The organism is Luteibacter jiangsuensis, from assembly GCF_011742555.1.
GTDB lineage: Bacteria > Pseudomonadota > Gammaproteobacteria > Xanthomonadales > Rhodanobacteraceae > Luteibacter > Luteibacter jiangsuensis.
The window spans coordinates 535,634-561,386 of sequence record NZ_JAAQQR010000003.1; the positions used below are offsets into that span (position 1 = coordinate 535,634).

At 65.8% G+C, this 25,753-nt stretch carries 28 protein-coding genes; 14 read left to right on the plus strand and 14 right to left on the minus strand.

Annotated elements, in window-relative coordinates; all coding sequences use genetic code 11:
- Positions 1 to 6 precede the first annotated feature (6 nt).
- The gene (locus HBF26_RS09275) at positions 7 to 513 is read right to left on the minus strand and encodes an O-acetyl-ADP-ribose deacetylase (RefSeq protein WP_167125241.1); all 507 of its coding nucleotides are present in this window, start codon (positions 511 to 513) and stop codon (positions 7 to 9) included.
- A gap of 74 nt (positions 514 to 587) precedes the next feature.
- Here HBF26_RS09275 and HBF26_RS09280 point away from each other — a divergent pair, with 74 nt between their 5' ends.
- From HBF26_RS09280 to HBF26_RS09290, 3 genes are all read left to right on the plus strand, one after another.
- Positions 588 to 1,046, plus strand: coding sequence for a MarR family winged helix-turn-helix transcriptional regulator (locus HBF26_RS09280; RefSeq protein WP_167125243.1), 459 nt, complete (start codon positions 588 to 590; stop codon positions 1,044 to 1,046).
- A gap of 115 nt (positions 1,047 to 1,161) precedes the next feature.
- A complete protein-coding gene (locus HBF26_RS09285) occupies positions 1,162 to 2,304 on the plus strand; it encodes an efflux RND transporter periplasmic adaptor subunit (protein WP_167125245.1) in 1,143 nt (380 codons plus the stop codon).
- Between the two features lie 10 nt (positions 2,305 to 2,314).
- Positions 2,315 to 5,416, plus strand: coding sequence for an efflux RND transporter permease subunit (locus tag HBF26_RS09290; protein WP_167125247.1), 3,102 nt, complete (start codon positions 2,315 to 2,317; stop codon positions 5,414 to 5,416).
- Between the two features lie 219 nt (positions 5,417 to 5,635).
- Here HBF26_RS09290 and HBF26_RS09295 read toward each other — a convergent pair whose 3' ends face one another.
- The 3 genes from HBF26_RS09295 to HBF26_RS09305 all read right to left on the minus strand — a co-directional run bounded on the left by HBF26_RS09295 (position 5,636) and on the right by HBF26_RS09305 (position 8,701).
- Complete coding sequence (locus tag HBF26_RS09295) at positions 5,636 to 7,078, minus strand: M20/M25/M40 family metallo-hydrolase (RefSeq protein WP_167125249.1); 1,443 nt, start codon at positions 7,076 to 7,078, stop codon at positions 5,636 to 5,638.
- Positions 7,079 to 7,533: 455 nt separating this feature from the next.
- Entirely contained in the window at positions 7,534 to 7,944 is a 411-nt protein-coding gene (gene mscL / locus HBF26_RS09300) for a large-conductance mechanosensitive channel protein MscL (protein WP_167125251.1), read from the minus strand.
- A 70-nt stretch (positions 7,945 to 8,014) separates the two neighbouring features.
- A complete protein-coding gene (locus HBF26_RS09305; RefSeq protein ID WP_167125253.1) occupies positions 8,015 to 8,701 on the minus strand; it encodes a fumarylacetoacetate hydrolase family protein in 687 nt (228 codons plus the stop codon).
- 117 nt (positions 8,702 to 8,818) lie between these two features.
- Here HBF26_RS09305 and HBF26_RS09310 point away from each other — a divergent pair, with 117 nt between their 5' ends.
- From HBF26_RS09310 to HBF26_RS09325, 4 genes are read left to right on the plus strand one after another with little or no spacing between them, the layout of a single operon-like run.
- On the plus strand, positions 8,819 to 10,072 hold the full coding sequence (locus HBF26_RS09310) for an efflux RND transporter periplasmic adaptor subunit (protein ID WP_167125255.1): 1,254 nt from the start codon (positions 8,819 to 8,821) through the stop codon (positions 10,070 to 10,072).
- 18 nt (positions 10,073 to 10,090) lie between these two features.
- Complete coding sequence (locus tag HBF26_RS09315; protein WP_167125257.1) at positions 10,091 to 10,777, plus strand: ABC transporter ATP-binding protein; 687 nt, start codon at positions 10,091 to 10,093, stop codon at positions 10,775 to 10,777.
- Positions 10,778 to 10,793: 16 nt separating this feature from the next.
- Positions 10,794 to 11,960: an ABC transporter permease gene (locus HBF26_RS09320; protein WP_167028305.1), complete on the plus strand. Its 1,167-nt coding sequence runs from the start codon at positions 10,794 to 10,796 to the stop codon at positions 11,958 to 11,960.
- Positions 11,961 to 11,972: 12 nt separating this feature from the next.
- Entirely contained in the window at positions 11,973 to 13,295 is a 1,323-nt protein-coding gene (locus tag HBF26_RS09325; RefSeq protein WP_167125259.1) for an ABC transporter permease, read from the plus strand.
- A 31-nt stretch (positions 13,296 to 13,326) separates the two neighbouring features.
- Here the strand turns inward: HBF26_RS09325 and HBF26_RS09330 are convergent, their stop codons facing one another.
- Entirely contained in the window at positions 13,327 to 14,223 is an 897-nt protein-coding gene (locus tag HBF26_RS09330) for an AraC family transcriptional regulator (protein ID WP_167125261.1), read from the minus strand.
- A 489-nt stretch (positions 14,224 to 14,712) separates the two neighbouring features.
- Between HBF26_RS09330 and HBF26_RS09335 the strand changes: the two genes are divergently transcribed.
- The 6 genes from HBF26_RS09335 (at position 14,713) to HBF26_RS09360 (ending at position 17,968) form a co-directional block, all read left to right on the plus strand.
- A complete protein-coding gene (locus HBF26_RS09335) occupies positions 14,713 to 15,135 on the plus strand; it encodes a hypothetical protein (protein WP_167125263.1) in 423 nt (140 codons plus the stop codon).
- Between the two features lie 229 nt (positions 15,136 to 15,364).
- Entirely contained in the window at positions 15,365 to 15,619 is a 255-nt protein-coding gene (locus HBF26_RS09340; RefSeq protein ID WP_167125265.1) for a hypothetical protein, read from the plus strand.
- Positions 15,620 to 15,762: 143 nt separating this feature from the next.
- Positions 15,763 to 16,047, plus strand: a complete 285-nt coding sequence (locus HBF26_RS09345) for a hypothetical protein (protein ID WP_167125267.1) — start codon at positions 15,763 to 15,765, stop codon at positions 16,045 to 16,047.
- A gap of 73 nt (positions 16,048 to 16,120) precedes the next feature.
- Complete coding sequence (locus HBF26_RS09350; protein ID WP_167125269.1) at positions 16,121 to 16,468, plus strand: hypothetical protein; 348 nt, start codon at positions 16,121 to 16,123, stop codon at positions 16,466 to 16,468.
- A gap of 31 nt (positions 16,469 to 16,499) precedes the next feature.
- Positions 16,500 to 17,054 (plus strand): hypothetical protein, encoded by a 555-nt coding sequence (locus HBF26_RS09355; RefSeq protein ID WP_167125271.1) that lies wholly within the window; start codon positions 16,500 to 16,502, stop codon positions 17,052 to 17,054.
- A 143-nt stretch (positions 17,055 to 17,197) separates the two neighbouring features.
- Entirely contained in the window at positions 17,198 to 17,968 is a 771-nt protein-coding gene (locus HBF26_RS09360) for an SDR family NAD(P)-dependent oxidoreductase (protein ID WP_167125273.1), read from the plus strand.
- Between the two features lie 19 nt (positions 17,969 to 17,987).
- On the opposite strand, the gene HBF26_RS09365 is transcribed toward HBF26_RS09360, so the two are convergent.
- The 4 genes from HBF26_RS09365 to HBF26_RS09380 all read right to left on the minus strand — a co-directional run bounded on the left by HBF26_RS09365 (position 17,988) and on the right by HBF26_RS09380 (position 20,600).
- Entirely contained in the window at positions 17,988 to 18,203 is a 216-nt protein-coding gene (locus HBF26_RS09365; protein WP_167125275.1) for a hypothetical protein, read from the minus strand.
- A 170-nt stretch (positions 18,204 to 18,373) separates the two neighbouring features.
- Positions 18,374 to 19,285: a drug/metabolite exporter YedA gene (yedA, locus tag HBF26_RS09370; RefSeq protein ID WP_167125277.1), complete on the minus strand. Its 912-nt coding sequence runs from the start codon at positions 19,283 to 19,285 to the stop codon at positions 18,374 to 18,376.
- Positions 19,286 to 19,378: 93 nt separating this feature from the next.
- Positions 19,379 to 20,254, minus strand: coding sequence for a methylated-DNA--[protein]-cysteine S-methyltransferase (locus tag HBF26_RS09375; RefSeq protein WP_240151259.1), 876 nt, complete (start codon positions 20,252 to 20,254; stop codon positions 19,379 to 19,381).
- A 67-nt stretch (positions 20,255 to 20,321) separates the two neighbouring features.
- On the minus strand, positions 20,322 to 20,600 hold the full coding sequence (locus tag HBF26_RS09380; RefSeq protein WP_167125281.1) for a hypothetical protein: 279 nt from the start codon (positions 20,598 to 20,600) through the stop codon (positions 20,322 to 20,324).
- Positions 20,601 to 20,681: 81 nt separating this feature from the next.
- Here HBF26_RS09380 and HBF26_RS09385 point away from each other — a divergent pair, with 81 nt between their 5' ends.
- The gene (locus HBF26_RS09385; protein ID WP_167125283.1) at positions 20,682 to 21,029 is read left to right on the plus strand and encodes a Rieske (2Fe-2S) protein; all 348 of its coding nucleotides are present in this window, start codon (positions 20,682 to 20,684) and stop codon (positions 21,027 to 21,029) included.
- A 147-nt stretch (positions 21,030 to 21,176) separates the two neighbouring features.
- Here the strand turns inward: HBF26_RS09385 and HBF26_RS09390 are convergent, their stop codons facing one another.
- The 5 genes from HBF26_RS09390 to HBF26_RS09410 form a co-directional block, all read right to left on the minus strand.
- On the minus strand, positions 21,177 to 22,994 hold the full coding sequence (locus HBF26_RS09390; protein ID WP_167125552.1) for an SLC13 family permease: 1,818 nt from the start codon (positions 22,992 to 22,994) through the stop codon (positions 21,177 to 21,179).
- A gap of 256 nt (positions 22,995 to 23,250) precedes the next feature.
- A complete protein-coding gene (gene trmB, locus HBF26_RS09395; protein ID WP_167125285.1) occupies positions 23,251 to 23,964 on the minus strand; it encodes a tRNA (guanosine(46)-N7)-methyltransferase TrmB in 714 nt (237 codons plus the stop codon).
- A gap of 2 nt (positions 23,965 to 23,966) precedes the next feature.
- Positions 23,967 to 24,767, minus strand: a complete 801-nt coding sequence (locus tag HBF26_RS09400; RefSeq protein ID WP_167125287.1) for a thiazole synthase — start codon at positions 24,765 to 24,767, stop codon at positions 23,967 to 23,969.
- A 23-nt stretch (positions 24,768 to 24,790) separates the two neighbouring features.
- On the minus strand, positions 24,791 to 24,991 hold the full coding sequence (thiS, locus tag HBF26_RS09405) for a sulfur carrier protein ThiS (RefSeq protein WP_167028255.1): 201 nt from the start codon (positions 24,989 to 24,991) through the stop codon (positions 24,791 to 24,793).
- Between the two features lie 21 nt (positions 24,992 to 25,012).
- Entirely contained in the window at positions 25,013 to 25,705 is a 693-nt protein-coding gene (locus HBF26_RS09410; protein WP_167125289.1) for a hypothetical protein, read from the minus strand.
- Positions 25,706 to 25,753 lie beyond the last annotated feature (48 nt).

Consider the following 25,753-nt stretch of genomic DNA (forward strand, 5'->3'; position numbering starts at 1 on the left):
ACCGGGCTACACCTGGGCGCGGTAGATGTCGGTCATCCGCGTGCCGAAGGTGCAGAAGACCACGCGCTCCGGAGTCCACTCGGCGTGGCGGATCGTCGTCACGGCGACCTCCGCTGCCGCTTCCGGCGGGTAGCCATAGATGCCCGCGCTGATCGCCGGGAAGGCGATCGAATCGTGGGCCAGTTGCCGTGCGATTTTGAGGCAATTCTTATAGCAGTCGGCCAAAAGGCCAGGTTCGCCGCGGTCACCGCCATGCCAGACTGGCCCGACCGTATGGATCACGAAGCGCGAGGGCAGGTCGAATCCCGGCGTGTACCGGGCTTCCCCCGTCGGGCATCGCACGCCCCTGCGCACTTCCGGCAAGGCACGGCATGCCGCCAGAAGCGCCGGCCCGGCGGCGCGGTGTATCGCACCGTCGACACCGCCGCCGCCCAGGAGCGATTCGTTCGCGGCGTTCACGATGGCATCCACCGCCAGGGTGGTGATATCCGTTTCGATCACTTCGACTTTCATAGGAAAACTCCTTGTGACGGCCAAGTGGCAATTGGCTACGATGTCCGGGACAAAGCAGCGATCCACCAAGGGCCATGGCCGAACTCAAAGCCGAAGATATCTCGTTCGCATACCTCATCAACGACGTGACCTTGCTGTTCCGCAAGCACTTCGACCGGAGGGCTGTGCGTTTCGGCCTTACCCGCGCCCAGTGGCGCGCCCTGAAGGCGCTGCATCGTCGCCCCGGCATGCGTCAGAACGAACTGGCCGAACAGCTGGACATGGAACCCATCGCCGTGGGCCGCGTCATCGATCGCTTGCAGTCGGCCGGCTTCGTCGAACGCCGGGCCGATCCGAAGGACCGTCGCGCCTGGCGCCTGCACGACACCGACCAGGCCCGCGGCGTCATCGACGACATGGAGGACATCGCGCGCGGCCTGCGTCGCGATGCCACCCAGGGCATCTCCACCGAAGAGCTTCAGACCATGCTGGCCGTGCTCGACCGCATGAAGGAAAATCTCCAGGGTCTGGACGGGCCGGACGAGGAAAGCTGAGCGCCGGTCAACCTACGGCGGGGATGTGCGTTAGCTTTTACGGATAACCGTCCTTGAACCCAGTCCGCGCCTCCCCAGCGTGGCGACCGATCCGATGGATTCGGCCGGAGCCCACATGCAGCGATCCCCCGGGAAGAAACTCCTCCTCATCGTCGGCCTCGTGGTCGTCGCGGTCGTCGTTTTCGGGCTGTGGCGGCAACATGGCAAGGGCGGTGGCGAGGCCGTCACAGGGGCCGCCGCCAAAGGCGCGTCGGCGGGCGTTCCGGTCACGGTCGCCACGGCCACGCGGGGCGAAATCGATCTTTCCCTCAAGGTGATCGGACGGGCCGAGGCCTATTCCACCGTGAACGTGCGCTCGCGTGTCGACGGGCAGCTGGAATCGCTGGCGTTCACGCCGGGAAGCCACGTGAAGAAGGGCGCGTTGCTCGCGAAGGTCGATCCCCGCCCGTTGCAGGCGGCGTATGACGAAGCCATGGGCAACGTCGCGCGCGACCAGGCCCAGCTCGTGAAGGCCGAGGCCGATCTGGCCCGATACCAGAACATGCTCGGGAAGGGTTTTGTCAGCCGCGCCGATTTCGACCTCTACAAGGCCAACCTCGGCGTGGCCCGCGCCGCCCTCGAGAGCGACCGCGCTGCCGCCAGGGCCGCCAAGACGCAACTCGACTTCACCACCATCGTGGCGCCCTTCGATGGCGTGACCGGCGCGCCGCTGGCCTACCCGGGCGCGACGCTCAATGGCGACACCACCGACATCGTCGTGCTCAACGAGGTGGACCCCATCCGCGTCGCCTTCTCCATTCCCGAGGACAGCCTCGCGGCCGTGCGCAACAGCGCGCGACGCGGCAGCCTGCCGGTGCACGCGAAGATCCCGGGCGACGACGGCGAGCCGTTGACGGGCGAACTGGAATTCATCGACAACGCGGTGGATGCCACCACGGGAACCATCGTGCTCAAGGGTCGGTTCGCCAATGCCGACGGGCGGCTCACGCCCGGCCAGTTCGCGGAAGTGACGCTGCCGACGACACGGCTGCTCGACGCGGTGAGCATTCCGGTGGTGGCATTGCAGAGTTCGACCGAGGGCACCTTCGTCTTCGTGGTGAAGAAGGACGGCAGCGTCGAACAGCGCACGATCACCACGGGCGCCACCACCGCCGATCGCGTGGTGGTCGACAAGGGATTGCAGGCGGGCGAACGCGTGGTGACGGAAGGCCAGATGCTGCTCGTCGACGGCGCGCGCGTGCGCGTCGACGAGGGTTGAGGGCGCGCCCATGAACCTGCCGGAACTCTGCATCCGCCGGCCGGTGATGACCACGCTGCTGATGGCGGCGCTGGTGATCTTCGGTATCGCCGCTTATCCGAAGCTGCCGGTGAACGAACTGCCCAACGTCGACTTCCCGACGATCAACATCAGCGCGAGCCTGCCGGGTGCCTCGCCGGAAACGATGGCGTCGTCGGTGGCCACGCCCCTCGAGGCGCAGCTGTCGACCATCGCCGGCATCGATTCGATGACGTCGTCCAGTTCGCTGGGCTCCACGAACATCACCGTCACCTTCGCGTTGGACCGCAGCATCGACGGCGCCGCGCAGGACGTGCAGGCGGCCATTTCCGCCGCGACCCGACAGCTGCCGCGCGAGATGCCGACGCCACCCACCTATCGCAAGGTGAACCCGGCCGACGCACCCATTCTCTTCCTCACCATGCAATCGTCCACGCTGCCGCTTTCGACGGTGGACGACTACGCCGAAACCGAACTGGCGCAGCGCCTCTCGATGGTGGATGGCGTGGCGCAGGTGAACGTCTACGGCTCGCAGAAATACGCGGTGCGCATCGCCGTCGATCCGGATCGTCTCGCCGCAACGGGCATCGGCGTGGATCAGATGCGCGATGCCATCGCCGCCGCCAACGTGAACAAGGCGACGGGCTCGCTCAACGGGAAGCGCCAGTTGCTGTCGATCCGTTCGGACGGACAACTGATGCGCGCGGCCGACTATGCGCAGGTGGTGGTGGCGTATCGCAACGGTGCACCCGTTCGCCTGTCCGATATCGCCACACCCCACGACAGCGTGCAGGACGACCAGAAGGCCAGCTGGTTCAACGGCGGGCGTTCGATCACCCTCGCCATCCAGCGCCAGCCGGGCGCCAACACGGTGGAGACGGTGGACAAGATCCTCGCGCTCCTGCCCGGGTTCAAGGAAACCTTGCCGCCTTCGGTGAAACTGAGCGTGATGTACGACCGCTCGACCTCGATCCGGGAATCCGTGCACGACGTGCAGTTCACGCTGGTGCTGGCCGGCGTGCTCGTGGTGCTGGTGATCTACCTGTTCCTCGGCAATGCCTCCGCCACCCTCATTCCGGCCGTGGCCTTGCCCATCTCCGTGCTGGGCACCTTCGGCGCGATGTTCGCCCTCGGTTACAGCCTGGACAATCTTTCCCTGCTCGCGCTCACGCTTGCGGTGGGCTTCGTCGTGGACGACGCGATCGTGATGCTCGAGAACATCATGCGTCACATCGAAGCGGGCGAAGCGCCGTTCGAAGCTGCCGTGAAGGGTGCCAACGAGATCGGCTTCACCATCTTCTCCATGACCCTGTCGCTGGTGGCTGTGTTCATCCCGGTGATGTTCATGGGCGGCATCGTCGGCCGGCTGTTCCACGAGTTCGCGGTGGTCATCAGCGTCTCGATCCTCATCTCGGGCTTCGTGTCGATCACCCTCACGCCCATGTTGTGCAGCCGCTTCGTCAAGGCGCATGCGCACGACAAGCCGAGTTTCATCGTGCGCTGGTTCGACCGGGGCTTCACCGCCGTGTCGGACGGTTACGCACGTTCGTTGTCGTGGGGCATGCGGCATCCGCGCACCGTGCTCGGCGTGTTCGCGCTGAGCCTCGTCGCGACAGGTGTGCTTTTCGTGGTCACGCCCAAGGACTTCATTCCGGCCGGCGACAGCGGGCAGTTACGCGTGACCACGGAAGGCCCGACCGACATTTCCTTCGCCGCGATGTCGGCACGCCAGCAGGCGCTGGCCGCCATCGCGCAGCAAGACCCGAACATCGAAGCGGTGATGTCCAGCGTCGGTGCGGGCGGACCGCGCGCCACGGCGAATGCAGGATCCATGCTCCTGCGCCTGAAACCGCGGGCCGATCGTGGCTACACCACGCCCGACGAGGTGATCCAGGAGCTGCGCCGCAAGTTCGCCGAAGTGCCGGGCATCCGCACCTATATCCAGAATCCCCCCGCGATCCAGGTCGGAGGGCGGCAATCGAAGGCGCAATACCAGTACACGGTGCAGTCGACCGACCTGCATGCGCTTTACGACTGGTCGGGCCGCCTCGTGGCCGCGTTCCAGAAGCTGCCCGGCTTCCAGGATGTGACCACCGATCTCGATCTCAATAGCCCATCCATGGTCGTGACGGTGAATCGCGACAAGCTCGCGCCGCTGGGCCTCACCATGGACCAGGTGCAGACGGCGCTCGGCACCGCGTTCGGCGAGAATCAGATCTCGACGATCTACGGCGCCGCCACGCAGTACTGGGTGATCCTCCAGGTGGAACGGCGCATGCAGGACGATCCCGCCGTGCTGTCGCGGCTCTATGTCACCTCGGATAGCGGCAAGCTCATTCCCTTGAACACGGTGGCGAGCTTCCAGCGCGTGCCGCAGGTGCTCACGGTAAACCACCAGGGCCAGCTGCCGGCGGTCACGGTGTCGTTCAACCTTGCGCCGGGCGTATCGCTGAGCGACGCGGTGGCGAGCATCGACCGCGCGACCACCGACATGAAACTGCCGCCCACGCTCAGCGGTTCGGTGCAGGGCACCGCGCAGGCCTTCCAGGATTCGGTGAAAGGCATGGGCCTGTTGCTCCTGCTGGCCGTGTTCGTGATCTATCTCGTGCTCGGCATCCTCTACGAGAGCTTCATCCATCCGTTGACGATTCTCTCCGGCCTGCCCGCCGCCGCGGTCGGCGCGTTGCTCACGCTGGTGATCTTCAATGCGTCGCTCGACCTGTTCGCGTTCGTCGGCATCATCATGCTGGTGGGCATCGTGAAGAAGAACGCGATCATGATGATCGACTTCGCGCTGGAGCGGCAGCGCGAGGCAGGCCTGGCGCCGTTCTACGCCATCTACGAAGCATGCCGGGTGCGTTTCCGCCCCATCATGATGACCACGATGGCCGCTTTCGCGGGCACGCTGCCCATCGCGCTGGGCATCGGCGCCGGTGCGGAAACGCGGCGTCCTCTGGGGCTTGCGGTGGTGGGTGGACTGATCGTGTCGCAGATCCTGACGCTCTACCTCACGCCGGTGATCTACCTGTACATGAATCGCCTGCAGGACAGGCTGGCGCCGGCGAAGAAGCTGGAAACCACGCCGGCGCACTGAAACTCGCTTGCCTTATATGGAACCGGCTTGCCCTGCGAGATATGAGACTTGCAGTGGTGTGAAATGCCTTATGTGGGAGCCGGCTATGCCGGCGATCCCGCGGCAGCGGGCAATCTTGTCGCGAGCGTCCATCGCCGCTGAAGCGGCTCCCACACAAAGCGATCCGAACGCTTTGTGTGGGAGTCAGCTTGCCGGCCAAGGACAGCAGCCATGCCTCGATCAATCGTGCGCGCCGTCGTTCTTGAAGGCATCCGGCGCGGAGCCGAAATCGCCGTTCGCCTGCGCGGCCATGTACGCAAACGCCGCATACACCGCCACGTTCTGGGCGAGGGCCTTCGGGTCGATCTTGTCGAGCGTGTCGTTGGCGTTGTGGTGGTAGTCGAAGTAGTCGGTGCCGTCCTGGGTGAGCGACAGCGCCGCCATGCCCTTCGCGTGCATCTGCGACAGGTCGGAACCGCCGCCGCCGGGCTTCGTCGCGTCGTATGCCACGCCGATGGGCTCGATCACCTTCGCGATCTGTTCGATGGCGCCGCGCGCTTCCGGCTTCACGCTGGCGCTCATGCGCCAGATGCGGCCGGCACCGAAGTCGGACTCCGTTCCCAGCTGGAACTTCGAGACCTCTTTCGCATGCGCTTCGGCGTACGCGCGGCCGCCCCAGAGGCCCATCTCTTCGTTGGCGAACGCGATGACGCGAATGGTGCGGTCCGGACGCTGCGGCATGTCCTTGATCAGCTTGGCGGCCGCCGCGGCGATGGCGACGCCGGCGCCATCGTCGATGGCACCCGTGCCGAGATCCCAGGAATCGAGGTGGCCGCCGATGGCGACAACCTGATCGGGATGCTTGCGGCCGGTGACTTCGGCGATCACGTTCGCGCCTTCATACGTTCCGGCAAAACCGACGTCGAGGTCGAGCTTCAGCGTGACCGGCTTGCCTTCCTTCAGCACGCGCTCCAGCTGGTCGGCATCAGGCAGCGACAGCGCAGCAGCGGGAATCGCGTCCTTCGGATCGCGGAAGCCGGTGACGCCGGTATGCGGCGTGCGGCTGTGCGGATCGGTGCCGGCGGAGCGCAGCAGATAGGCGGCCGCACCCATCTTCGCGGCGAGCACTGCGCCCATGGTGCGCGTGGCCGAACCCATGCCGTAGTCGTGGCCGTCCTTCTGCCGCTGCATGTGCGTGCTGACGTAGACGATCTTGCCCTTCACGGAGGCGGGGTCGGCCTTCTTCAGCGCATCCAGATCGTCGAAGCCGACCACTTCGGCGGTGAGGCCGCCCTTCGGCGTGCCTGCGGAATAACCCAGCGCCGTCAGGAGCAACGGTTGCGGGAAGGGCGAGACGATCTCGGCGTGCTCGCTGCGGCGCTGCCACAGCGGATAGCTCACCTTTTCGGTGTAGACCTTGTCGAAGCCCATCGCCTTGAACTTCGCCACCGTCCAGGCCACGCCACGCGCATCGGCGGCACTGCCGGCGACGCGGGGGCCCACTTCGGTGGTCAGCTGACTCACGAACTCGTAGCCAGTGTTGTCGTTCATCGCCCGGTCGCGCAGTTCGGTGGCGGCGGTGACCGCCTTCTGCGGAATCGTGGTGGCCTTGTCGGCGGCATGGGCGGAGAAGGCAAGCGCAAGGCACGCGGCAAGCGCGTGGAGTCGGAGCGTGTGACGCATGTGTAACCCCCGGGGACGGAAAGACCGATTATTGCGCCGGGGTGCCGGCGGCGAGTAGGCCGGAAGTCACGGAAGCCGTTCGCCAAGGGCCTGTTGTCTCTTGTGGGAGCCGGCTATGCCGGCGATCCCGCGGCAGCGGGCCACGTTGTCGCGAGCCCCCATCGCCGCTGAAGCGGCTCCCACACAAAGCGGCTCCCACACAAAGCTCGAAGAAACCTCTGTGCTGGAGATCTTCTGTGGGAGCCGGCTATGCCGGCGATCCCGCGGCAGCGGGCCACCTTGTCGCAAGCGCCCATCGCCGCTGAAGCGGCTCCCACACAAAGCTCGAAGAAACCTCTGTGCTGGAGATCTTCTGTGGGAGCCGGCTATGCCGGCGATCCCGCGGCAGCGGGCCACGTTGTCGCGAGCCCCCATCGCCGCTGAAGCGGCTCCCACCCAGAGCATGCGCGAGCCGCTCAGGGCGCCCGATTCTGCTGCTTCAACAGATCGCGGATTTCCGTGAGCAGGGCCACGTCGGCCGGTGGTGCCGCCGGCTTGGCTTCCTCGCGGTGGGTGAGGCGATTGATGGCCTTGACCACCAGGAAGATGGCGAACGCGATGATGACGAACTGGATGAGCACGTTGATGAAGACACCGTACTGCACGGCTACCTCGGCCGTCTTGGTGGCTGGATCGCCGGGCTTCAGCACCCACTTCCAGTCCGAGAAGTCGATGCCGCCAATGGCGTAGCCGATCGGCGGCATGATGATGTTGTCGACCAGCGAGGTGACGATCTTGCCGAACGCGGCGCCGATCACGACACCGACAGCAAGGTCGACCACATTACCCCGCAGCGCGAATTTCTTGAATTCCGCGATGAAGCTCATCGGCCCTTCTCCTCATGGCATGGCAGCGAACGAATGAAGTTAGCGGTCCCTATGTAGGCACTTCGCGAAGTCAGGCGACGCGGCCTTCCAGGGTGGCGACACCTTCCAGCGTGGCGCGGAAGGTGTCGCCGCGGGTGAGCGCGGCCACCCCGGCGGGTGTACCGGTGTAGACGATATCACCGGCCTTCAACTCGAACAGGCGCGAAAGCGCGCTGAGGATTTCCGGCACGTCGAGCACCATCTCGCCCAGTGTGGCCTGCTGGCGCACCTCGCCATTCACTTCGAGCGCGATGCGCGTGTTCGCGGATATCGTGGCCTCGCCGGCCGGCACCAGTGCCGACACCGGGGCGGAATGGTCGAAGCCCTTGGCCACGTCCCACGGCGCGCCCTTCGCCTTGGCCAGCGCCTGCAGGTCGCGGCGGGTGAGGTCCAGCCCCACGCCATAGCCCCAGACGAGCCTGGCGGCCTCATCAACGGAAAGATCTGAGCCACCGGCGCCGAGGGCGACTACCATCTCCACTTCGTGGTGCAGATCCTGTGTGGCGGACGGGTAGAGCACGTCCGCACCATCGGTCACGATGGCATCGGCCGGCTTGGTGAAGAACATCGGATTGGCCTTGTCCACCGACGCGCCCATTTCGCGGGCGTGGTCGGCGTAGTTGCGGCCGATGCAGAAGATGCGGCGGACCGGGAAGCGCTCGGCGCGTCCGGAAACGGGGATGCTCGACTGGGCCGGAATGGGGATCACGGTTTTCATCGGCCAAGCCTAGCAGGTGACACCTGTCACGGCAGATGACTGATGCGCGGAAGTGGTGCACGGTCCCCGCGGGAACGCATGATCTTGCTGCCGACACGGCATTGGGGAAAAGGGAAGATGACTTCGAACACCGAGCTGCTGCGGCAGCTGAAGATCGACAAATCGGCCAGGGAAGCGCCGGGCGACGGGGGAGGGTCCGGGGGGCGGGCCGTGTGGATCGGCCTGGCCGTGCTGGTCGTGCTGCTCGCCCTGGGTGGTGGCGCCTGGTTCTTCCTCGCGCACCGGCCCGTGGAAGTGCGCACCGCCACCGCCGTGGCGCCGAGCGCAAGCGCCGAGGCGGGCGCGGTCCTGCAGGCTACCGGTTATGTCACCGCGCGCCGGCAGGCGACGGTGTCGGCACAGATCACGGGCACGCTCACCGAGGTGCTTATCGAAGAGGGCGACCGGGTGAAGAAGGGGCAGGTGCTTGCCCGCCTCGAAGACAACGCCTTGCGTGCGAGCCTCGACTCCGCCCGGGCCAACGCCGCCGCGGCGCACGCCAACGTGCTGCAGACCGAGGCGCAGCTCACGCAGGCGCGGCGCGACGCCGACCGGCAGGAAGCCCTGGTGGGCCGCGGGCTCGTCTCGAAGCAGCTCGCCGAGCAGGCGCGCACGCAGGCCGATACGTATCGCGCCCAACTCAACACGGCACGGCGGCAGGCCGAAGCCGCCGATGCACAGGTGGGCGTGGGGCAGGTCAATCTCGATTACACCGTCGTGCGCGCACCGTTCGACGGCGTGATCACCGACAAGGCCGCGCAGGTGGGCGAGATCGTCTCGCCGCTGTCCGCGGGTGGCGGCTTCACCCGCACGGGCGTGGGCACCATCGTCGATATGGATTCGCTGGAAATCGACGTGGACGTCAACGAGGCCTATATCGGCCGCGTGCAGGCCGACATGCCGGCCGAAGCCGTGCTCGACGCGTACCCGGAATGGCGCATTCCCGCGCACGTGATCGCCATCGTGCCGGCCGCGGATCGCGGCAAGGCCACGGTGAAGGTGCGCGTGGCCCTCGAACAGAAAGACGCCCGCATCGTGCCCGACATGGGTGTGCGCGTGTCTTTCCTGGAGCGGCGCGCTCCTTCCCAGGCCAATGCGCCCAAGGGCGTGCTGGTTCCTGCCGACGCCGTGGTCCGCCGCGACGATCGCGACGTGGTCTACACCGTCGCCGAAGGCAAGGCAGCGCGCCGCCCCGTGAAAGCCGCGAACCAGGCCACCGGCGACATGCGCCTGGTGACCGACGGCCTCGCCGCAGGCGACACGGTCATCGTTTCGCCGCCTTCCGATCTCGCCGACGGCGCCGCCGTCCGCACCGCCACCACCACGCCCTGATACGTACGGAGACAGAACATGGCCACCCTGATCGACATCCAGGATCTTTCCAAGGTCTACGAGCGCGGCCGCCAGAAGGTCGAAGTGCTGCACGGCGTGAACCTCAAGATCGAGGAAGGCGACTTCCTCGCGCTGATGGGGCCGTCGGGCTCGGGCAAGACCACCTTGCTGAACCTCATCGGGGGACTCGACACGCCGACGGGTGGCAGCATTACCGTGGCAGGCGACCGCATCGACCGGCTCGGCTCGGGCGCCCTGGCGAAGTGGCGCGCGGCGCACGTGGGTTTCGTGTTCCAGTTCTACAACCTGATGCCGATGCTCACCGCGCAGCGCAACGTGGAACTGCCGCTGCTACTGACGAAGCTTTCCGGTGCGCAGCGAAAGAAGAACGCTTCCGTGGCCCTGCAACTGGTGGGGCTGGCCGACCGCGCCACGCACAAGCCGTCGGAACTGTCGGGCGGCCAGCAGCAGCGCGTGGCGATCGCACGCGCCATCGTGTCCGATCCCACGCTGCTCGTTTGCGACGAGCCCACCGGCGATCTCGACCGCCAGTCGGCCGAGGAGATCCTGGGGCTGCTGCGCGAGCTCAACCGCGAGCACGGCAAGACCATCGTGATGGTGACGCACGATCCGAAGGCCGCCGAGTACGCGAACCATACCCTGCACCTCGACAAGGGCACCCTCGTCGAACAGGCCGTGGCGTGACGCGGGGGATGCCGGCATGAAATACCTCCATCTCATCTGGGCCGCGCTGTTCCGGCGCAAGGCACGCACCTTCTTCACCCTGGTGTCGATCCTCGCGGCATTCCTGCTGTTCGGCATGCTCGATGCCACCCGCGCGGCGTTCTCCTCCGGAGGCAGCGTGGTCGGGGTCGACCGTCTCATCACCACCTCGCGCTATTCCATCATCCAGTCGTTGCCCGCCAGCCTCGCCACGCGCATGCAGGCGGTGCCCGGGGTGAAGACCGTGGGCTATGCGAACTGGTTTGGTGGTATCTATCAGGACCCGAAGAACTTCGTGCTCAGCTTCGCGGTGAGCGACAACTATCTCGATATCTACCACGAGATCGTTTTGCCGCCGGAGCAGCGCAAGGCTTTCGAGAGCACGCGCACCGGCGCCATCGTGGGCGAGGCGCTGGCCAAGCGTTTCGGCTGGAAGGTGGGCGACAAGATTCCGCTGCAGTCCACTATCTTTCCGCAACGCAACGGCGACAAGACCTGGCCGTTCGACCTCGTGGGCATCTACACGCCCGCGAAGGGTGCGGCCAACGGCACCGATCAGCAGTTTTTCTTCCACCACAAGTATTTCGAGGACGCCAATGCCTTCCAGAGCGTGGGCACCACGGTGGGCTGGTATGCGGTGCAGCTGACCTCCGCCGACAAGGCCGATGCCGTGGCCAAGGCCATCGACGCGCTTTCCGCCAACTCCGACCACGAGACGAAGACGCAGACGGAGCAGGCCTTCAACGCCTCGTTCGCGAAGCAGCTCGGCGACATCGGGCTGATCGTGTCGGCGATCATGGGCGCCGTGTTCTTCACGCTGATCCTGCTCACGGGCAACACGATGGCGCAGGCTGTGCGCGAGCGCACGAACGAGCTGGCCGTGCTGAAGACCATCGGTTTCTCCAGCGGCAGCGTGCTCGGCATGGTGCTGGCGGAGGGCATGCTCCTGCTGTTGCTTGGCGGGGTGATCGGCCTGGGGCTGGCGGGTGTCATCGTGCCCATCGTGGCCAAGGGAAGCGGCGGCATGTTGAACCTGCCGCCGATCGGCGTGCAGACCTGGGTGCTGGGCCTCGTGCTGATGCTGGCCATCGGCGCACTTGTCGGCGCGCTGCCCGCCATCCGCGCCATGCGGCTGAACATCGTCGACGCGCTCGCCGGTCGCTGAGGAGACACACCGATGAAACGTGCAAAGACATTCGCCGCCAACGTGCTCACCCTGCTCGTGGTGGCCGCGTTCCTCGCGATCTGGATCGCACTGCCGTGGCCCGGCATCGTCGCGCTGGCCGTGGCGCTGGCCATCTGGATGGCCGTGACCCGACGCGGCCGGCAGACCTGGGAAGTGACCAAGGTGGGGCTCGCCACGGTCACTCAGCGGCTGGGTTCCTCGTCCGTCGTGGTGGTGGGCATCGCCGGCGTGGTGGGCGTGCTCGTGGCCATGCTCGCCATGAGCGAAGGTTTCGCCGATACCCTGCGTGCCACCGGCAACGATCGCACCGCCATCGTGCTGCGCGGCGGATCGCAGGCGGAACTCAACTCCATCCTCGATCGCGACAGCGCCAACGTGGTGATTCAGGCACCCGGGGTGAAGAAGGACGCGGAAGGCAAACCCATTGCCTCCGGCGAACTCGTGGTAGTGGCCAACCTGCCGCGCAAGGGCGATCCCAACAGCGACTCCAACGTGCCCATCCGTGGCGTGAGCGAAGACGTGTGGAAACTGCGCGATCAGGTGAAGATCGTCGAAGGGCGGAAGTTCAACCCCGGTCTGCGCGAGCTGATCGTCGGCAAAGGCGCCCGCGAACAGTTCGAGGGCCTGGACGTCGGCAAGAGCATTCGCCTCGCCGGACAGACCTGGACCGTGGTCGGCACGTTCGAATCAAACGATGCCCTGGAATCGGAACTGTGGGGCGACACGCAGAGCGTGGCCTCGGCGTATCGACGCGGCAGCAGCGTGCAGTCGGTGACGGTGCTGCTCGACTCGCCCAAGGCATTCGATACCTTCAAGGCCAGCCTCGCTGCGGACCCGCGCCTGAAAGTGGACGTGAGCACCACGCGCGAATACTTCGGCAAGCAGTCCGAAGGGCTGACCAAGGTGCTGCGCGCGGTGGGCATCACCGTGGGCATCATCATGGCGATCGGCGCCGTGTTCGGCGCGCTCAACACAATGTTCGCGGCCATCCAGGCTCGCGCACGGGAAATCGCCACGCTTCGCGCCATCGGCTTCCGCGGTTTGCCGGTGGTGGTGTCGGTGATGCTGGAAACGATGCTGCTGGCGCTATTGGGCGGCGTGATAGGTGCCGGTATCGTGTGGATCATCTTCAACGGCTATACGGCTTCCACACTTGGATCCAATTTCAGCCAGGTGGTCTTCCGCTTCCACGTGAGTGGCAGCCTGCTCTGGACCGGCATCAAATGGGCGCTGGCCATCGGCTTCATCGGCGGATTGTTCCCAGCGCTGCGCGCCGCGCGGGTGCCGGTGACCACGGCGTTGCGCGAGTTGTAAACGCGGCGCCGGGCACGTGCGGCGGCGCGGCTCAGTGGGACGAGTCGCCGCCGCTGCGCAGTGCTGTCGCATCCCTGCGCGGGGGCGAACCGAACATGCGCGTGTACTCGCGGCTGAACTGGGAAGGGCTTTCGTAGCCCACGCGATAGGCGGCGGTTTCGGCATTGGCCTGGCCCGCCACCAGCAGGTGTCTGGCTTCCAGTAACCGTAACTGCTTCTGGAACTGCAGCGGCGTCATCGACGTGAGTGCCTTGAAGTGCCGATGAAACGCGGACGGGCTGAGCTGGGCCATGCCCGCCAGCTCGTCGATGCGCATGGGCTCCGCGAAGTTGGCACGCAATGTCTGCACGGCGCCGAGCACGCGCCGCGTGCCCGGATCGCCGAGCGTCACCTTCGCTACGTCGGCGGCGTGCGGCCCCGTCAGCAACCAATACGCGATCTCGCGCTTGATCAGGGGCGCCACATGGGGAATCGCCTCCGGTGTATCCAGCAGCCGGACGAGGCGCAGCACACAGTCCGAGAGCGGACCGTCGTAGTGCGTGACGAACACCCCGCGCGCCACGCCTGGCGAAGGCTTTACGGGTGTCGGCAGTTCCTCGATCACCTGACCAAGCAAGCTCGGATCCAGACCGATGGCGATGCCGAGGAACGGCTCGTCCGGGCTGGCCTGCACCACGCGGCTGAAGGCAGGCATTTCAACGCTGACCACCAGCGCCTGTCCCGGTCCGTACTCGTAGCGGCGCCCACCGAAGGCGCTCCACTTGGCTCCCTGCGCCACCACGCATAGGGAGGGCCGGAACAGCACCTGCGACTGGTGCGGCAGCTCCGCGCGCATGATCACCACGTCCTCGATCGCAGTGAACCACGGCGACGTGCCGCCTTGGCTTTCGGTGTAGCGCTTGATGGCGTCGAGCAGGGGGCGCGACATGGGGTATCCGAGGGCTAGTCGAGATGCCATGCATCCTATCCCGGATGGGGTCCTCCCCCGCGGCGGGTGGCAGGATCGGGCAAGAAAGTGCCCGGTTCAGGCAGCTGGTCGCGTCGCATCGTCATGGGGCAGGGTCCCGGATGCTGCGCCTTTTCGGCAACCGAACCGCAATGTCTTGCGCTTTCTGCGCAGGGGCTCGTATAACCTCGCGACGCGACGCCATCCGGGCCTTTGACGTCTCGGACTCTCGCGCATCAAGGTACTGGCACGCTAGCTATGACAGGACTCGGTTTCTGCTCGCGCTGGAGCCGAAGGAATTTGTCGACGATCCATACCTCAGCGAGCACATTCTCGACCGTGATCCCGAGGCATGGGAGATCTTTTCCAAAGTGAGCCGGCGCATGGAGGCGGAAGGCGCCTAGCTTCAAGCTTCATGAGGCCGCCAGCAAGAGCTTTGCCGGACACAAGCCGCGAGTGGGAGTGATACACGTGCTTGACTACGATCAATTGAAACTCTTCTTTCAGGTGGTTGTCGGGGTAATCTTCGACCCTCGTCACATCGAGGGCGACGCGAACCCTATACGCGTGCTGGGAAGGATGGAGAAGGAGAGTCGCGCATTGGCTGCTAAAGGCCTACGCCTGGGCATATCTGACGCGATATCGATGCTGAGGGATGAGCGGCCAGAAACAATTGCTGCTCTTTCTGCGAAGCTGGAAGAGGCCGGAGCGCCCTCCATCGAGATGATTCGCGCCTATCTGTCAAAAAAGTGGGCGGCCATCGTCAAGCACGGCTCCATAGAAACCGATGAGCAGTTCTACCTGGTGAGGGAGCTTGTCGATGATCCGGGCCTCACATCGGCGGACCGCGACAGATTGAACCATATGCTCGACGTCTATGAGGCGATGCGCTAGGTCGATTATCTCGTTCAGGCTGATCTTGCAGCCGATCGGTGGGTGTTTCACTGAAGCGGTGGGTACAGCCATGACCGAGGGGGATGAAGTGCATAGCAGGACGTCCTTGTTGGTCGCGCTGGCATTCCTTGCATCCTGTACCTGGGTCGAGAAGCCAAGGGCGGATACGGATCCCTTGTTGGTGGATGTGCTGACTCGGCCTGCCACGTACGAAGGAAAGACAATTACCGTGGAAGCATGGATCAGCTTGGCGGACGAAGATCACAATTTGTGGCTGGGTTCCGATGATCACGAACGATGGGATATGCGCAGATGCATAGCGCTTACCCGATATGATCACGTTTCTGATCCTTCATTGCTGAATGGAGAGCGCGTTCGTGCCACCGGCATCGTGCGCAACGATGCCTCTTTCAATCGGTCGATCGTTCGATTGGGTGCTTGCCGCAATTTGGCGCTCGAGCTGGTTAAAGTCGCGCCAATATGACAGGGGTTAGGATGTTGGGTTGTTTATCGGGGGTGGTGTTCTGGGTGGTGGCCCGCCCTGACAGGTCATGACTGATGGAGTCCGTGCCGCATGCTTTTTTCCCTTGACCGAAAAACCTGAGATGGAATCGGATGGAGATTCTGATGATCGTTTCCGGTGCCATGTGCTTCCTGGCGGTAGCCGTCTACCTATTCTCCATGGGGCGGATTGCCATCCTCATGCAGAGGGCGGGTATTAAAGAGATCGGCCTGGCCGATCCGAATGGCCAAATTCGGCTCATAAAGTCGGTGTTCTGGAAGAATGGGATGGAAACACGATTCCACGATTCGCACAGGCGCCTCGTGACTACAGCTCGAATCTCCGGCGTCATCGGCCTCGTGCTGGTCGTGACAATATCCTTCGCCGTCGTGATGGGCTACTTGCACTGATGGCAGATTGGCCCCTCGTATGAGGTCTGTTCACATGGGCAAAGTTCGTCGAAGTCGGGGAGCGTCAGCCCTCTTGCTGGCGCTGGCCGCCCTATGGCCGGGCGCCGTTCTGTCCAACCAACAACGCGAGATGACGCTCTCCGAGAAAGTGGAAAGCTCTGACCTGGTGCTCATGGCGAGTATCGTCGCCGTGGGCGGCGGGGAGTGCCTGGGCATGCATCGGTGCGCCAGACTAAACGTAGCCACCACGCTCAAGGGGACGGGTCCCGTTGATATGGCGGTGCTCTTCGATGGCCCCATCGCCGAAGAGAATCCCCTTTGCTGCGAGGTGGGCCAGACCTATTTGTTCTTTCTGAAGCGAACGAAGGGGTCCTACTTCCAATCGACCAACGGTCCGTTTGGCATCTACCGAGTCAATTGAGGCACCCACACTGCAACAGGAGTCTGCTGAGATGGAACATGTTCTTTCTCGTTTGATCATGGCTACGGCCCTGTCGTTGGTCGGTACAGCCGATGCAGCGTCTACAGGGTCTGGCGCTGCGAGACAGGCTCCTGCCGCGATGCCGGAACGAGTGTGTGAGATTCGGCAGAGAGCTTGGTGCATTACTCAAGCCGACTCAATCATTACGGACATCCCGGCATGGGCACAAACTGATGCAGACCATACCTGGCGTATACACCACAGGAGATATCCCGATTCGAATCTGGTCGTCTTTGAGCCGCGAGGTTGTCGTAAGGCGCTTGCAGATACGGTGGAGCCGATTCGCTTTTCACATGGTGTGATGTGGGAAGGGGCTCCATGGGACGAAATTCTCGTGCGTCTGCGCAAAGACGGAACCTGTGACCTGACCCTTCGTGTGCCGGTATGGGTGGAAGGCTCTCCCGACTGGCCCTTCAACGAAGGACGAGTGAATCTGGTGGCATGCAAAGACGAGGCCTGCACATTGAATCAGCCGACCATCGCCGACCTGACCGACAAATATCAGCCACTGCGCGAGAGCAAATGAATGCCTGTTCGTTGAGGTAGCGAGGTGTACCTTCTACTTTTGTGTCGCGCCACCAGTATCAGGCAAGAAACCGCCCAATTCCGGCATTCGTCCCCACCACGCAGGCGCCTAATCTTCCCGTCATCACCCAACGGGAGTGCGTCATGCAAGGTTCCGAATCCAAAGGCCGCATCGCGGTAATCACCGGCGGCAGCCGAGGCCTGGGCCGCAATACGGTGCAGCACCTGGCCCGTCGCGGGGTGTCCAGCATCTTCACCTATCACTCCAACGAGACAGAGGCCAAGGCCGTCGTCGAGATGGCGGCCGCGGAAGGCGCCAGAGCCGTGGCCCTCCAGCTCGACACCGGCGATACAGCCGCATTCCCGGCGTTCACGCAGCGCTTGCGGGAAACCTTGCGGCAGCTGGGAGCCGAAAGTTTCGACTACCTCGTGCACAACGCGGGCACCTCGCACCACACGCCGATCGAGGACACGACGGAGGCTCAAGTCGACGCCCTTTATCAGGTGCACTTCAAGGGCGTGTTCTTCCTGACGCAGGCGTTGCTTCCCTTGCTGCGCGACGGCGGTCGTATCGTGACGGTGTCCAGCGGGCTCACTCGCGTGGCCATGCCGGGCAGTGCCCCTTATGCCGCAATGAAGGGTGCCGTGGAAGTTCTCACGCGCTATTTCGCCAAGGAGCTGGGGCCGCGCGGCATCACGGCGAACTGTGTCGCGCCCGGCGCGGTAGCCACGGACTTCAGCGGCGGCATGGTGCGGGACAACCCCGAAGTGAATCGCAGGGTGGCGGAGTTCACCGCGCTCGGTCGTGCCGGCGTGCCGGACGATATCGGACCGATGATCGCGTCGCTCCTTTCGGACGACAACCGCTGGGTCAACGGGCAGCGCATCGAAGTGTCGGGCGGGATGCTGTTGTAACGGGTCTGCGCTTCCGGGATCAGTCGCGCCAGGTGCTCGCCGCGGCGGCACGTGCGTCGGCGCCACTCACGCACTGGCGCGCATCGAGCGACCACGATCCTCCGCCGTGGATGCAGGCGTCCACGGCGGCGAGTTCCTGGGCAAGGCCGCGTGGATCGGGCGCTTCCGGATGGAATCGTTGGCAGGAGGCGAGTGCGGCAATGGCCACGCCGAATAGCGTGGTCAGTCGCGCCATCCACCAGCGGCGCCTGCGCGGGCAGGCGAAAGGTATCGATCCGGTTCCAGCCAAGGCCTCACTCCCGTAACGAGGCAGGCCAGCCTAGGGAGTCGTGAGAACAACGGACATCGAATAATTCTGAAAACGGCCAACGGTGGGTCCGCTATGGGACCCACGTCACACTCGCGTCAGGCTTTGCGGACCCGCATCATCGTGATGATGCCGACGCCCACCAGGATGATGGCCATACCGGCGAGGTCGAACCCGCCCACATGCTCGCCCGCGAGGGCCACGCCGAACAGCACGGCGACGGGCGGATTCACATAGGCATAGCTGGTGGCAAGCGCGGGGCGCACCGTCTTCAGCACGTAGAGGTAAGCGCTGAAGGCGACGATCGAGCCGAAGACCACCAGGTAGGCGAGCGCCATCGTGGCGCCGGCTTCCGGATGGGCCGGCACGCGCTCACCGTGCAGCAGCGCGATGATGGCCAGCGAGACGCTGGCGCACAGCATCTGCGCGGCGGTGTTCATCGGCCCCTTGGGCATGTCCTGTCGCTTCGACCACACCGACCCGAAGGCCCACGACATCGCGGCGACGATCAGTGCGATGGCCCCCAGCGGCGAACCGGACAAGCCGGCGCCGAGGTTCAGCACGATCACGCCGACGAAGCCGAGCAGGAGCCCCGCGGTTTCACCACGCGAGGGCCATTCGCCGTAGATGCCGCCGAAGACGGCGGCAAACAGCGGCATGCTCGCCACCGCCACGGCGGCGATGCCGGAACTCACCGATTGTTCCGCGAAGCAGACGAGGCCGTTGCCGCCTGCCAGCAGCAAGGTGCCTACGATGGCCGCGTTCTTCCACTGACGCGCCGTGGGCAAGGCTTCGCCACGAAGCCGCAGCACGGCAAACAGGAGCACGCCGGCGACGGCGAAGCGGAGGGACGCCAGCATGAAGGGCGGATAGCTCACCAGCGCGTAGCGGATGGCCAGGTAGGTGGAGCCCCAGATCACATACAGGGCGAACAACGACAGCGGCACCAGCCAGCGCGGATCGGACACGGCGGTGACAGGGGATGGGTTGGTACAGGCGGTGTCTGACATGGGGGAAGTCCGGGTCGTTCGCAGCGCGTCGCGCGCTGCGAATCGTGCAAGATATCGCTGGCCGACCCAGGGCGGTAGCGAAACCTTTCGGAGTCAGGCTTGAGCCGGTTTCATGGCCCGCTCGGTGGCGAGCAATTGCTGCTTGATCTCCAGGCCCCAGCGCCAGCCGCCCAGGCTGCCGTCCTCGCGGATGATCCGGTGGCAGGGCACCAGCAGGGCCAGCTTGTTGCTGCCGCAGGCCCGCCCGATGGCCCGGGCGGCCTTGGGCACGCCCAGCTTCGCGGCCAGTTCGCCGTAGCTCAGGGTTTCGCCGCGGGGGATGCGGGTGAGTGCGTCCCATACGCGCCATTGGAAGGCCGTGGCGGCCACGTCCAGCGGCGGCATGGCCGGCGCGTCTCGATCGCTCCAGCCCAGTTCGCTGGCCACGCGGCCGATCACGGCATCCAGCCATTCCTCGCGGCCTTCGTCCACGCGCTCGCGCTGGGCAAGGGGGAACTCCGCCGCCAGCCTCGCTTCCAGCTCGGTGTCGGTATCGCCGAGCGTGACCGCGCAGATGCCTTTCGCGGTGGTGGCGACCAGCAACCGGCCCAGAGGTGTGCCGGTGGTGGTGTAGCGGATGGAGGCGCCTGCGCCGCCGGCGCGGTAGCTGGCCGGGGTCATGCCGAGGCGGCGATCGCTTTCCTCGTACACGCGGCTGCCCGAGCCGAATCCGGCTTCGTAGACGGCGTCGGTCACGGCGGCGCCCTCACGCAGCGCCTCGCGCAATTGGCCGAAACGGCGGGCGCGGGCGTATTCGGCCGGGCTGACGCCGTAACGGCGACGGAAGGCGCGTTGCAGGTGCGTGGGGCTCAGCCCCGCGATGGCCGCGAGGCTGGCGAGATCGGTGGCGCTGTCGCCGCTTTCGAGGGCGGCACGCACGCGTTCAAGGGCGTCGTCGGCAGCGGGCATGGGGCGGATCTGGGCATTCATGGTGGCCTCCTTCATGGAAGCCAGCGTAGGACGAGGCCACCCCCGTCACCATCCGCTTCTTGCGGCGTCAGTGATGGACGGGCCGGCCCTGGCGGATGACCACGAACTCGCCCTCGAGGACGTCTGGATCTTTCGGGGCCGGGCGCGCGCCGCCACCCGCCATGCGGGCACGGGACAGCTTCCACTGGCGCACGGCAAGGAAAACCAGGCCGCCCGCGAACAGCACGCCGAGCACGACCACGCCAAAAACGAGCAGCACGCCGACCACGGCAAGGCCAAGCACCAGCGACAGGGCGCGGACGAGGGGATTGCGCGAACGGCGAATGGGCGGGAAGACAAGACGCATTGGTTAAAAATCCGTATGTGGCACAATGACATGCATGTGAGCCCTGTACCTTGGGGCATACCGCCCCCATAGACAAGTGCCATGACGACTACCTCCCAGGCGACTCCTCTCTGCCAGCTGGCGGACATTCCCGACGGCAACGCCATCGAAGTCGAGGCCTTCGTGAACGGGGAGACGGAATCCCTGATGGTGTATCGCCATGGGGCCGAGGCACGGGCCTATTTCAATGTGTGCCCCCATGCGGGTCGCCGCCTGGACTACGTGCCGGGCAAGTTCCTGGTGCGTAGCGGGCAGATCATCTGCGCTGCGCATGGGGCCACCTTCACGGCCGACACGGGTGACTGCACGGCTGGGCCTTGTCGGGGCGACCGGTTGCGGGCGGTGTCGGTGGCGGTGATCGATGGGGTGGTTCGGCTTGCCGGAGCCTGAGTCGCTGGGCTCCTGCTTTCGCAGGAGCGACGGCAATCTGAGAGCGGCTCAAATCGTCGCTCCTGCGAAAGCAGGAGCCCAGCGCCTTACGTCTCGCATGCCCGTCGCCCCTGCGAAGGCAGGGGCTCAGCGACTCACGTCCCCGCCTCAGCGGTACATCAGATTGATCGTAACCAGCGTCAGTACGAGGATCAGCGCGGTCAGCGGCAGACCCACGCGCAGGAAATCTTTCGATCGGTAGCCGCCGGGGCCGGCCACCATCATCAGTGCCGGGTGGCCCGACGACAGCAGGAAGGTGTTCGACGAGGACACCGCCACGATCAGCGCGTAGGCCGATGGGTTGCCGCCCGTGGTGACGGCCACGCTGATGGCGATGGGCACCATCATCACCGTCGCGCCCACGTTCGACATCACCTGCGAGAACAACAGCGTGAGCACGGCGATGGACAGCTGCAACGTCCACTGCGGCGCATGGCCGAGGATCTGCAGAACTTCCTGCGCGATCCACGACGCGGTACCCGTGGAATCCATCGACCAGCCCAGCGGAATGAGGCAGGCGGTGACGAAGATGGTCTTCCAGTTGATGGCCTTATAGGCCTCGTCCATGTTCAGCACGCCGGTGAGCAGCATGCCCACGGCGCCCGTCATCATCGCCACCGACAGATCGAGGTGGGTGAACAGGGCCAGGCACTTCGCCAGCACGAAGAAACCCACGGCCTGCCAGATCTTGCCGGGGCGCTGCTCTTCCTTCGGAATGTCGGTGACCACGACGATATCGCGGTCTTCCTCCGCCAGCATGAGGTCGCGCCACTTGCTGTGCAGCACCAGGGTATCGCCCGCGCGCAGCGTCACGGCGCGCACATCCTCGCGGAACACCTCGTCGCCGCGGTTCACCGCCAGCACGGATATGCCGAAGCGCTTGCGCAGGCGCAGGTCGCCCACGCTCTGCTTGATGAAGCGCGAACTGGGCGGCACCACGGCTTCGGAAATACCCGCGCGCGTGGTGTTGAACTGCTCGCCCAGCTGGCGCATGCGCATCGACACGCGGCACAGCTGGTTGTTCGCGAACGCCATGATCGCGTCGCGCGGGGCGAGCACGCCGAGCACGGTACCCACCCAGATCATCTGGTCGGACGGCGGCGCCACACGGCTTTCGTTGCCGTTCTTGATGGCCAGGATCAGCGGCGCGCCGTGCAGTTGCTCCACCTCGCCGATGCTCATGCCCACCAGGGGGCTCTCGGCCGTGACCGTCAGCTCGGCCGTCTCGCCGGCGATGCCGTACGTGTCGGCGAAATAGCTTTCCGTGCGGCCTGGGGTGACCTTCAGGCGATCGTCTTCGCGCTCTGGAAGGAGCTTGCGCGTGAAGAGGTAGAAGAACAGCACGCCTGCCCCGGCCAGCACGAGGCCGACCGGCGTCACGCTGAAGAGCCCGAATTTCGGAATGGTGTGGGCGCCGGGCGGCAGGTTGCTGTTCGCGCTGGCGATCAGGTCGTTGAGGACGATCAGCGGCGAGTTCGCGATCAGCGTGGTGTTCGTGGCCGTGAGGATGCAGAAGGCCATGGGCAGCAGTAGCCGCGACATCGGCACGCCGGTGCGCGCGGACAGGCGGCTGGTCACGGGGATCATCAGCGCGGCCAGCGCCTGGCTGGGGATCACCGCGCTGAACAGGCTGGTGACGCTGTTCACCACCACGCCCAGGCGGGATTCCACGCCGCGGGCCATGCGCATGACGAACGCGGCGGTTAGGTTCAGCACGCCGGCGCGGTCGAGCCCGGCGCCCATGATCATGATGGCGATGATCGCGATGACGGCGTTGCCGGCGAAGCCGTTGAACACCTGGTCGCCGGGGATCAGCCCGGTAAGCCCGATGGTGACCACCACGAGCAGGGCCACCATGTCGGCCCGGATCCACTCCAGAACGAGCATGAGCATGGTGAAGCCCACCAGGCCCAGCACGAGGATCATTTCGGGAGTGAGTGTGAGTGCCACTAGCCGGCTATCCGGGTCCGGTCGGTTGGAACGTGCGGTGGCATGGTCTTGCCAGGCTGTGGTGTTGCCGCAGGAGTATACGCGTTGGGCGTGGACAAGGGCTGAAGCTGGCGACGTTCGAAGCGCTGTGGGAGCCGGCTATGCCGGCGATCCCGCGGCAGCGGGCAAGCGTGCCGCGAACGCCCTATCCCCGCTGAAGCGGCTCCCACAGTGCGCTTCCGAGGTCGAGGGATCAGCCTTCCACGCGCTCGTACAGAAAATCCCACACCCCATGCCCAAGCCGCGTGCCGCGACGCTCGAAGTGGGTTTCGATGCGCCACGCGGGACGTTCGGCCGCCTGACCGGGGCCCACGCGATTGCGCCAGCCCGGCGCCGCTTCCATCGTCTCGCGCATGTGTTCGGCATAGGCCTCCCAGTCCGTGGCCAGGTGCAGCAGGCCGCCGGGCGCCATGCGCGAGGCGAGCAGTTCCACGAACGCGGGCTGCACCAGACGGCGCTTGTTGTGCCGCTTCTTGTGCCACGGGTCCGGGAACCAGATGCGCACTTCCGACAGGCTGCCCGGCGGGATCTCGTGCTCCAGCACTTCCACGGCGTCGTGCTTGTACAGCCGCACGTTGCCCGCGTCGCGCGCGGCGAGGGCATTCATGAGGCGGCCCACGCCCGGCCCATGCACTTCCACGCCGATGTAGTCGCGGGCGAGGTCGTGCTCGCTGGCCCAGGCCAGCGCTTCGCCGTTGCCGAAGCCGATTTCCAGCACGCGCGGCGCGGCGCGCCCGAATGTGGCGTCGAGGTCGCGCTCCTTGCCGGTGTAATCCAGGCCGAAGCGCGCCCAATGGTCGTCGAAGGCGCGCTGCTGCGCCGGGGTCATGCGGCCTTCGCGCAGCACGAAGCTGCGGATGCGGCGGTGGAACGGCGCGTCGCCCTGGGTGTCGTCGTCGTGCGCCATCGTCAGCCCACCAGGCCGTCGACGGGGCTCGACGCCGAGGCGAAACGCTTGCGCGGAATGCGCCCGGCCCGGAACGCGGCCCGGCCCGCTTCGACGGCCAGCTTCATCGCATGCGCCATCAGCACCGGGTCCTTCGCGCCGGCGATGGCGGTGTTCATCAGCACGCCGTCGCAGCCCAGCTCCATGGCGATGGAGGCGTCGGACGCGGTGCCCACGCCGGCATCGACGATCACCGGCACCTTCGCGTTCTCCACGATTTCCAGCAGGTTGTAGCGGTTCTGGATACCCAGGCCCGAGCCGATCGGCGCGGCAAGCGGCATGATGGCCGCGCAGCCGATCTCCTCGAGGCGGCGCGCCAGGATCGGGTCGTCGGAGGTGTACACCATCACGTCGAAGCCGTCGGCCACCAGTTTCTCCGCGGCGGCCAGGGTCTGCACCACGTCCGGATAGAGCGTGCGTTCGTCGCCCAGCACTTCCAGCTTCACCAGGTTGTGGCCGTCGAGCAGTTCGCGCGCGAGGCGGCAGGTGCGCACGGCATCGTCGGCCGTGTAGCAGCCGGCCGTGTTCGGCAGCAGGGTGAAGCGGTCCGGCGGCAGCGCGTCCAGCAGGTTCGGCTGGCTGGCGTCCTGGCCGATGTTCACCCGGCGAATGGCCAGCGTGACGATCTGTGCCCCGGCGGCCTCGGTGGCGCGGCGCGTCTCGTCGAAATCCTTGTACTTGCCGGTGCCGGTGAGCAGGCGCGAATGGAATGTGCGGCCGGCAACGGTGAGGAGATCGTCGGCGGCGGGAGCGAAATGATTCATGGGGTATCCGTGGGGAAGCGGCGTCAGCCGCCGCCAATGGCGTGGACGATCTCCACCCGGTCGCCTTCGGCGAGCAGATGCGTCGCGTGCGCGCTGCGCGGCACGATCTCGAGGTTCACCTCCACCGCCACCCGCTTGCCGGCATAGCCGGCGTCGTCGAGCAGGGCGGACACGGACGTACCCGGCGCGCAGTCGCGCGCATCACCGTTGAGCGTAATCAGCATCCGCCGATTCTAACGAGCCCGTCAGCGCCCCCGCCACCCGTCGCCGCCGCGCATTGGAATGCCCGTGCCCGGCTGGTTCCCCGTGCCCATGCCGGTTCCCGGCTGCGGGGCGCGGCTGTTCGTGTAGCCGGTGCCCGGCTGCACCGGTGGATTCCCGTAGTAGCCGCGGTTCCAGCCGCGGTCGCGATCCCGGTCGCGGTCGTTCCAGCCCTGCGGCCGTTCCGGCGCCAGTTTCACGCCCGCGCCGCTGGCCGAGGCGTTGCCGCCGCTGCCGGCCGCGAGGCTGAGCGAGCCGCCCCGGTCGTCGTCATGGTCGTGGCCGCCGTGGCCTGGGCCGTCGTGATCGTGATCGTGCCCCGGCCGGCCATGGTCGTGGTCCCTGCCGCCGCGGTCGTTCCAGCCATAGCCGGGCGGGTAGCCGCCGTAGCCATAGCCGTTGTCCACCACGACGCTACCGCCGCCGTAGTCGCCACGTTCCTCATATGAGCCGCCACCTGCCGATACCTGGCCGCCGACATAGAGGCGCGCCGGCTGGGGCAGGGAGCCCGTGCTGACGGTTTCCTTCCGGACGGGTGCCGAGGGCGAGGGCCCCTTGATATAGCTGACACCGGGCTTGGGCATGTCGGCGGTGGACACCACCCGCGACTGCGCAAGAACTCCGCCCGCGGCCAGCGCGAGCCCGACGGCGACGGAAAGCGAAAGCACTCGATGCATGGTCCGGCCCTCGTGAGGATTCCCTTGGCCGATTATGCGCGCACCCCC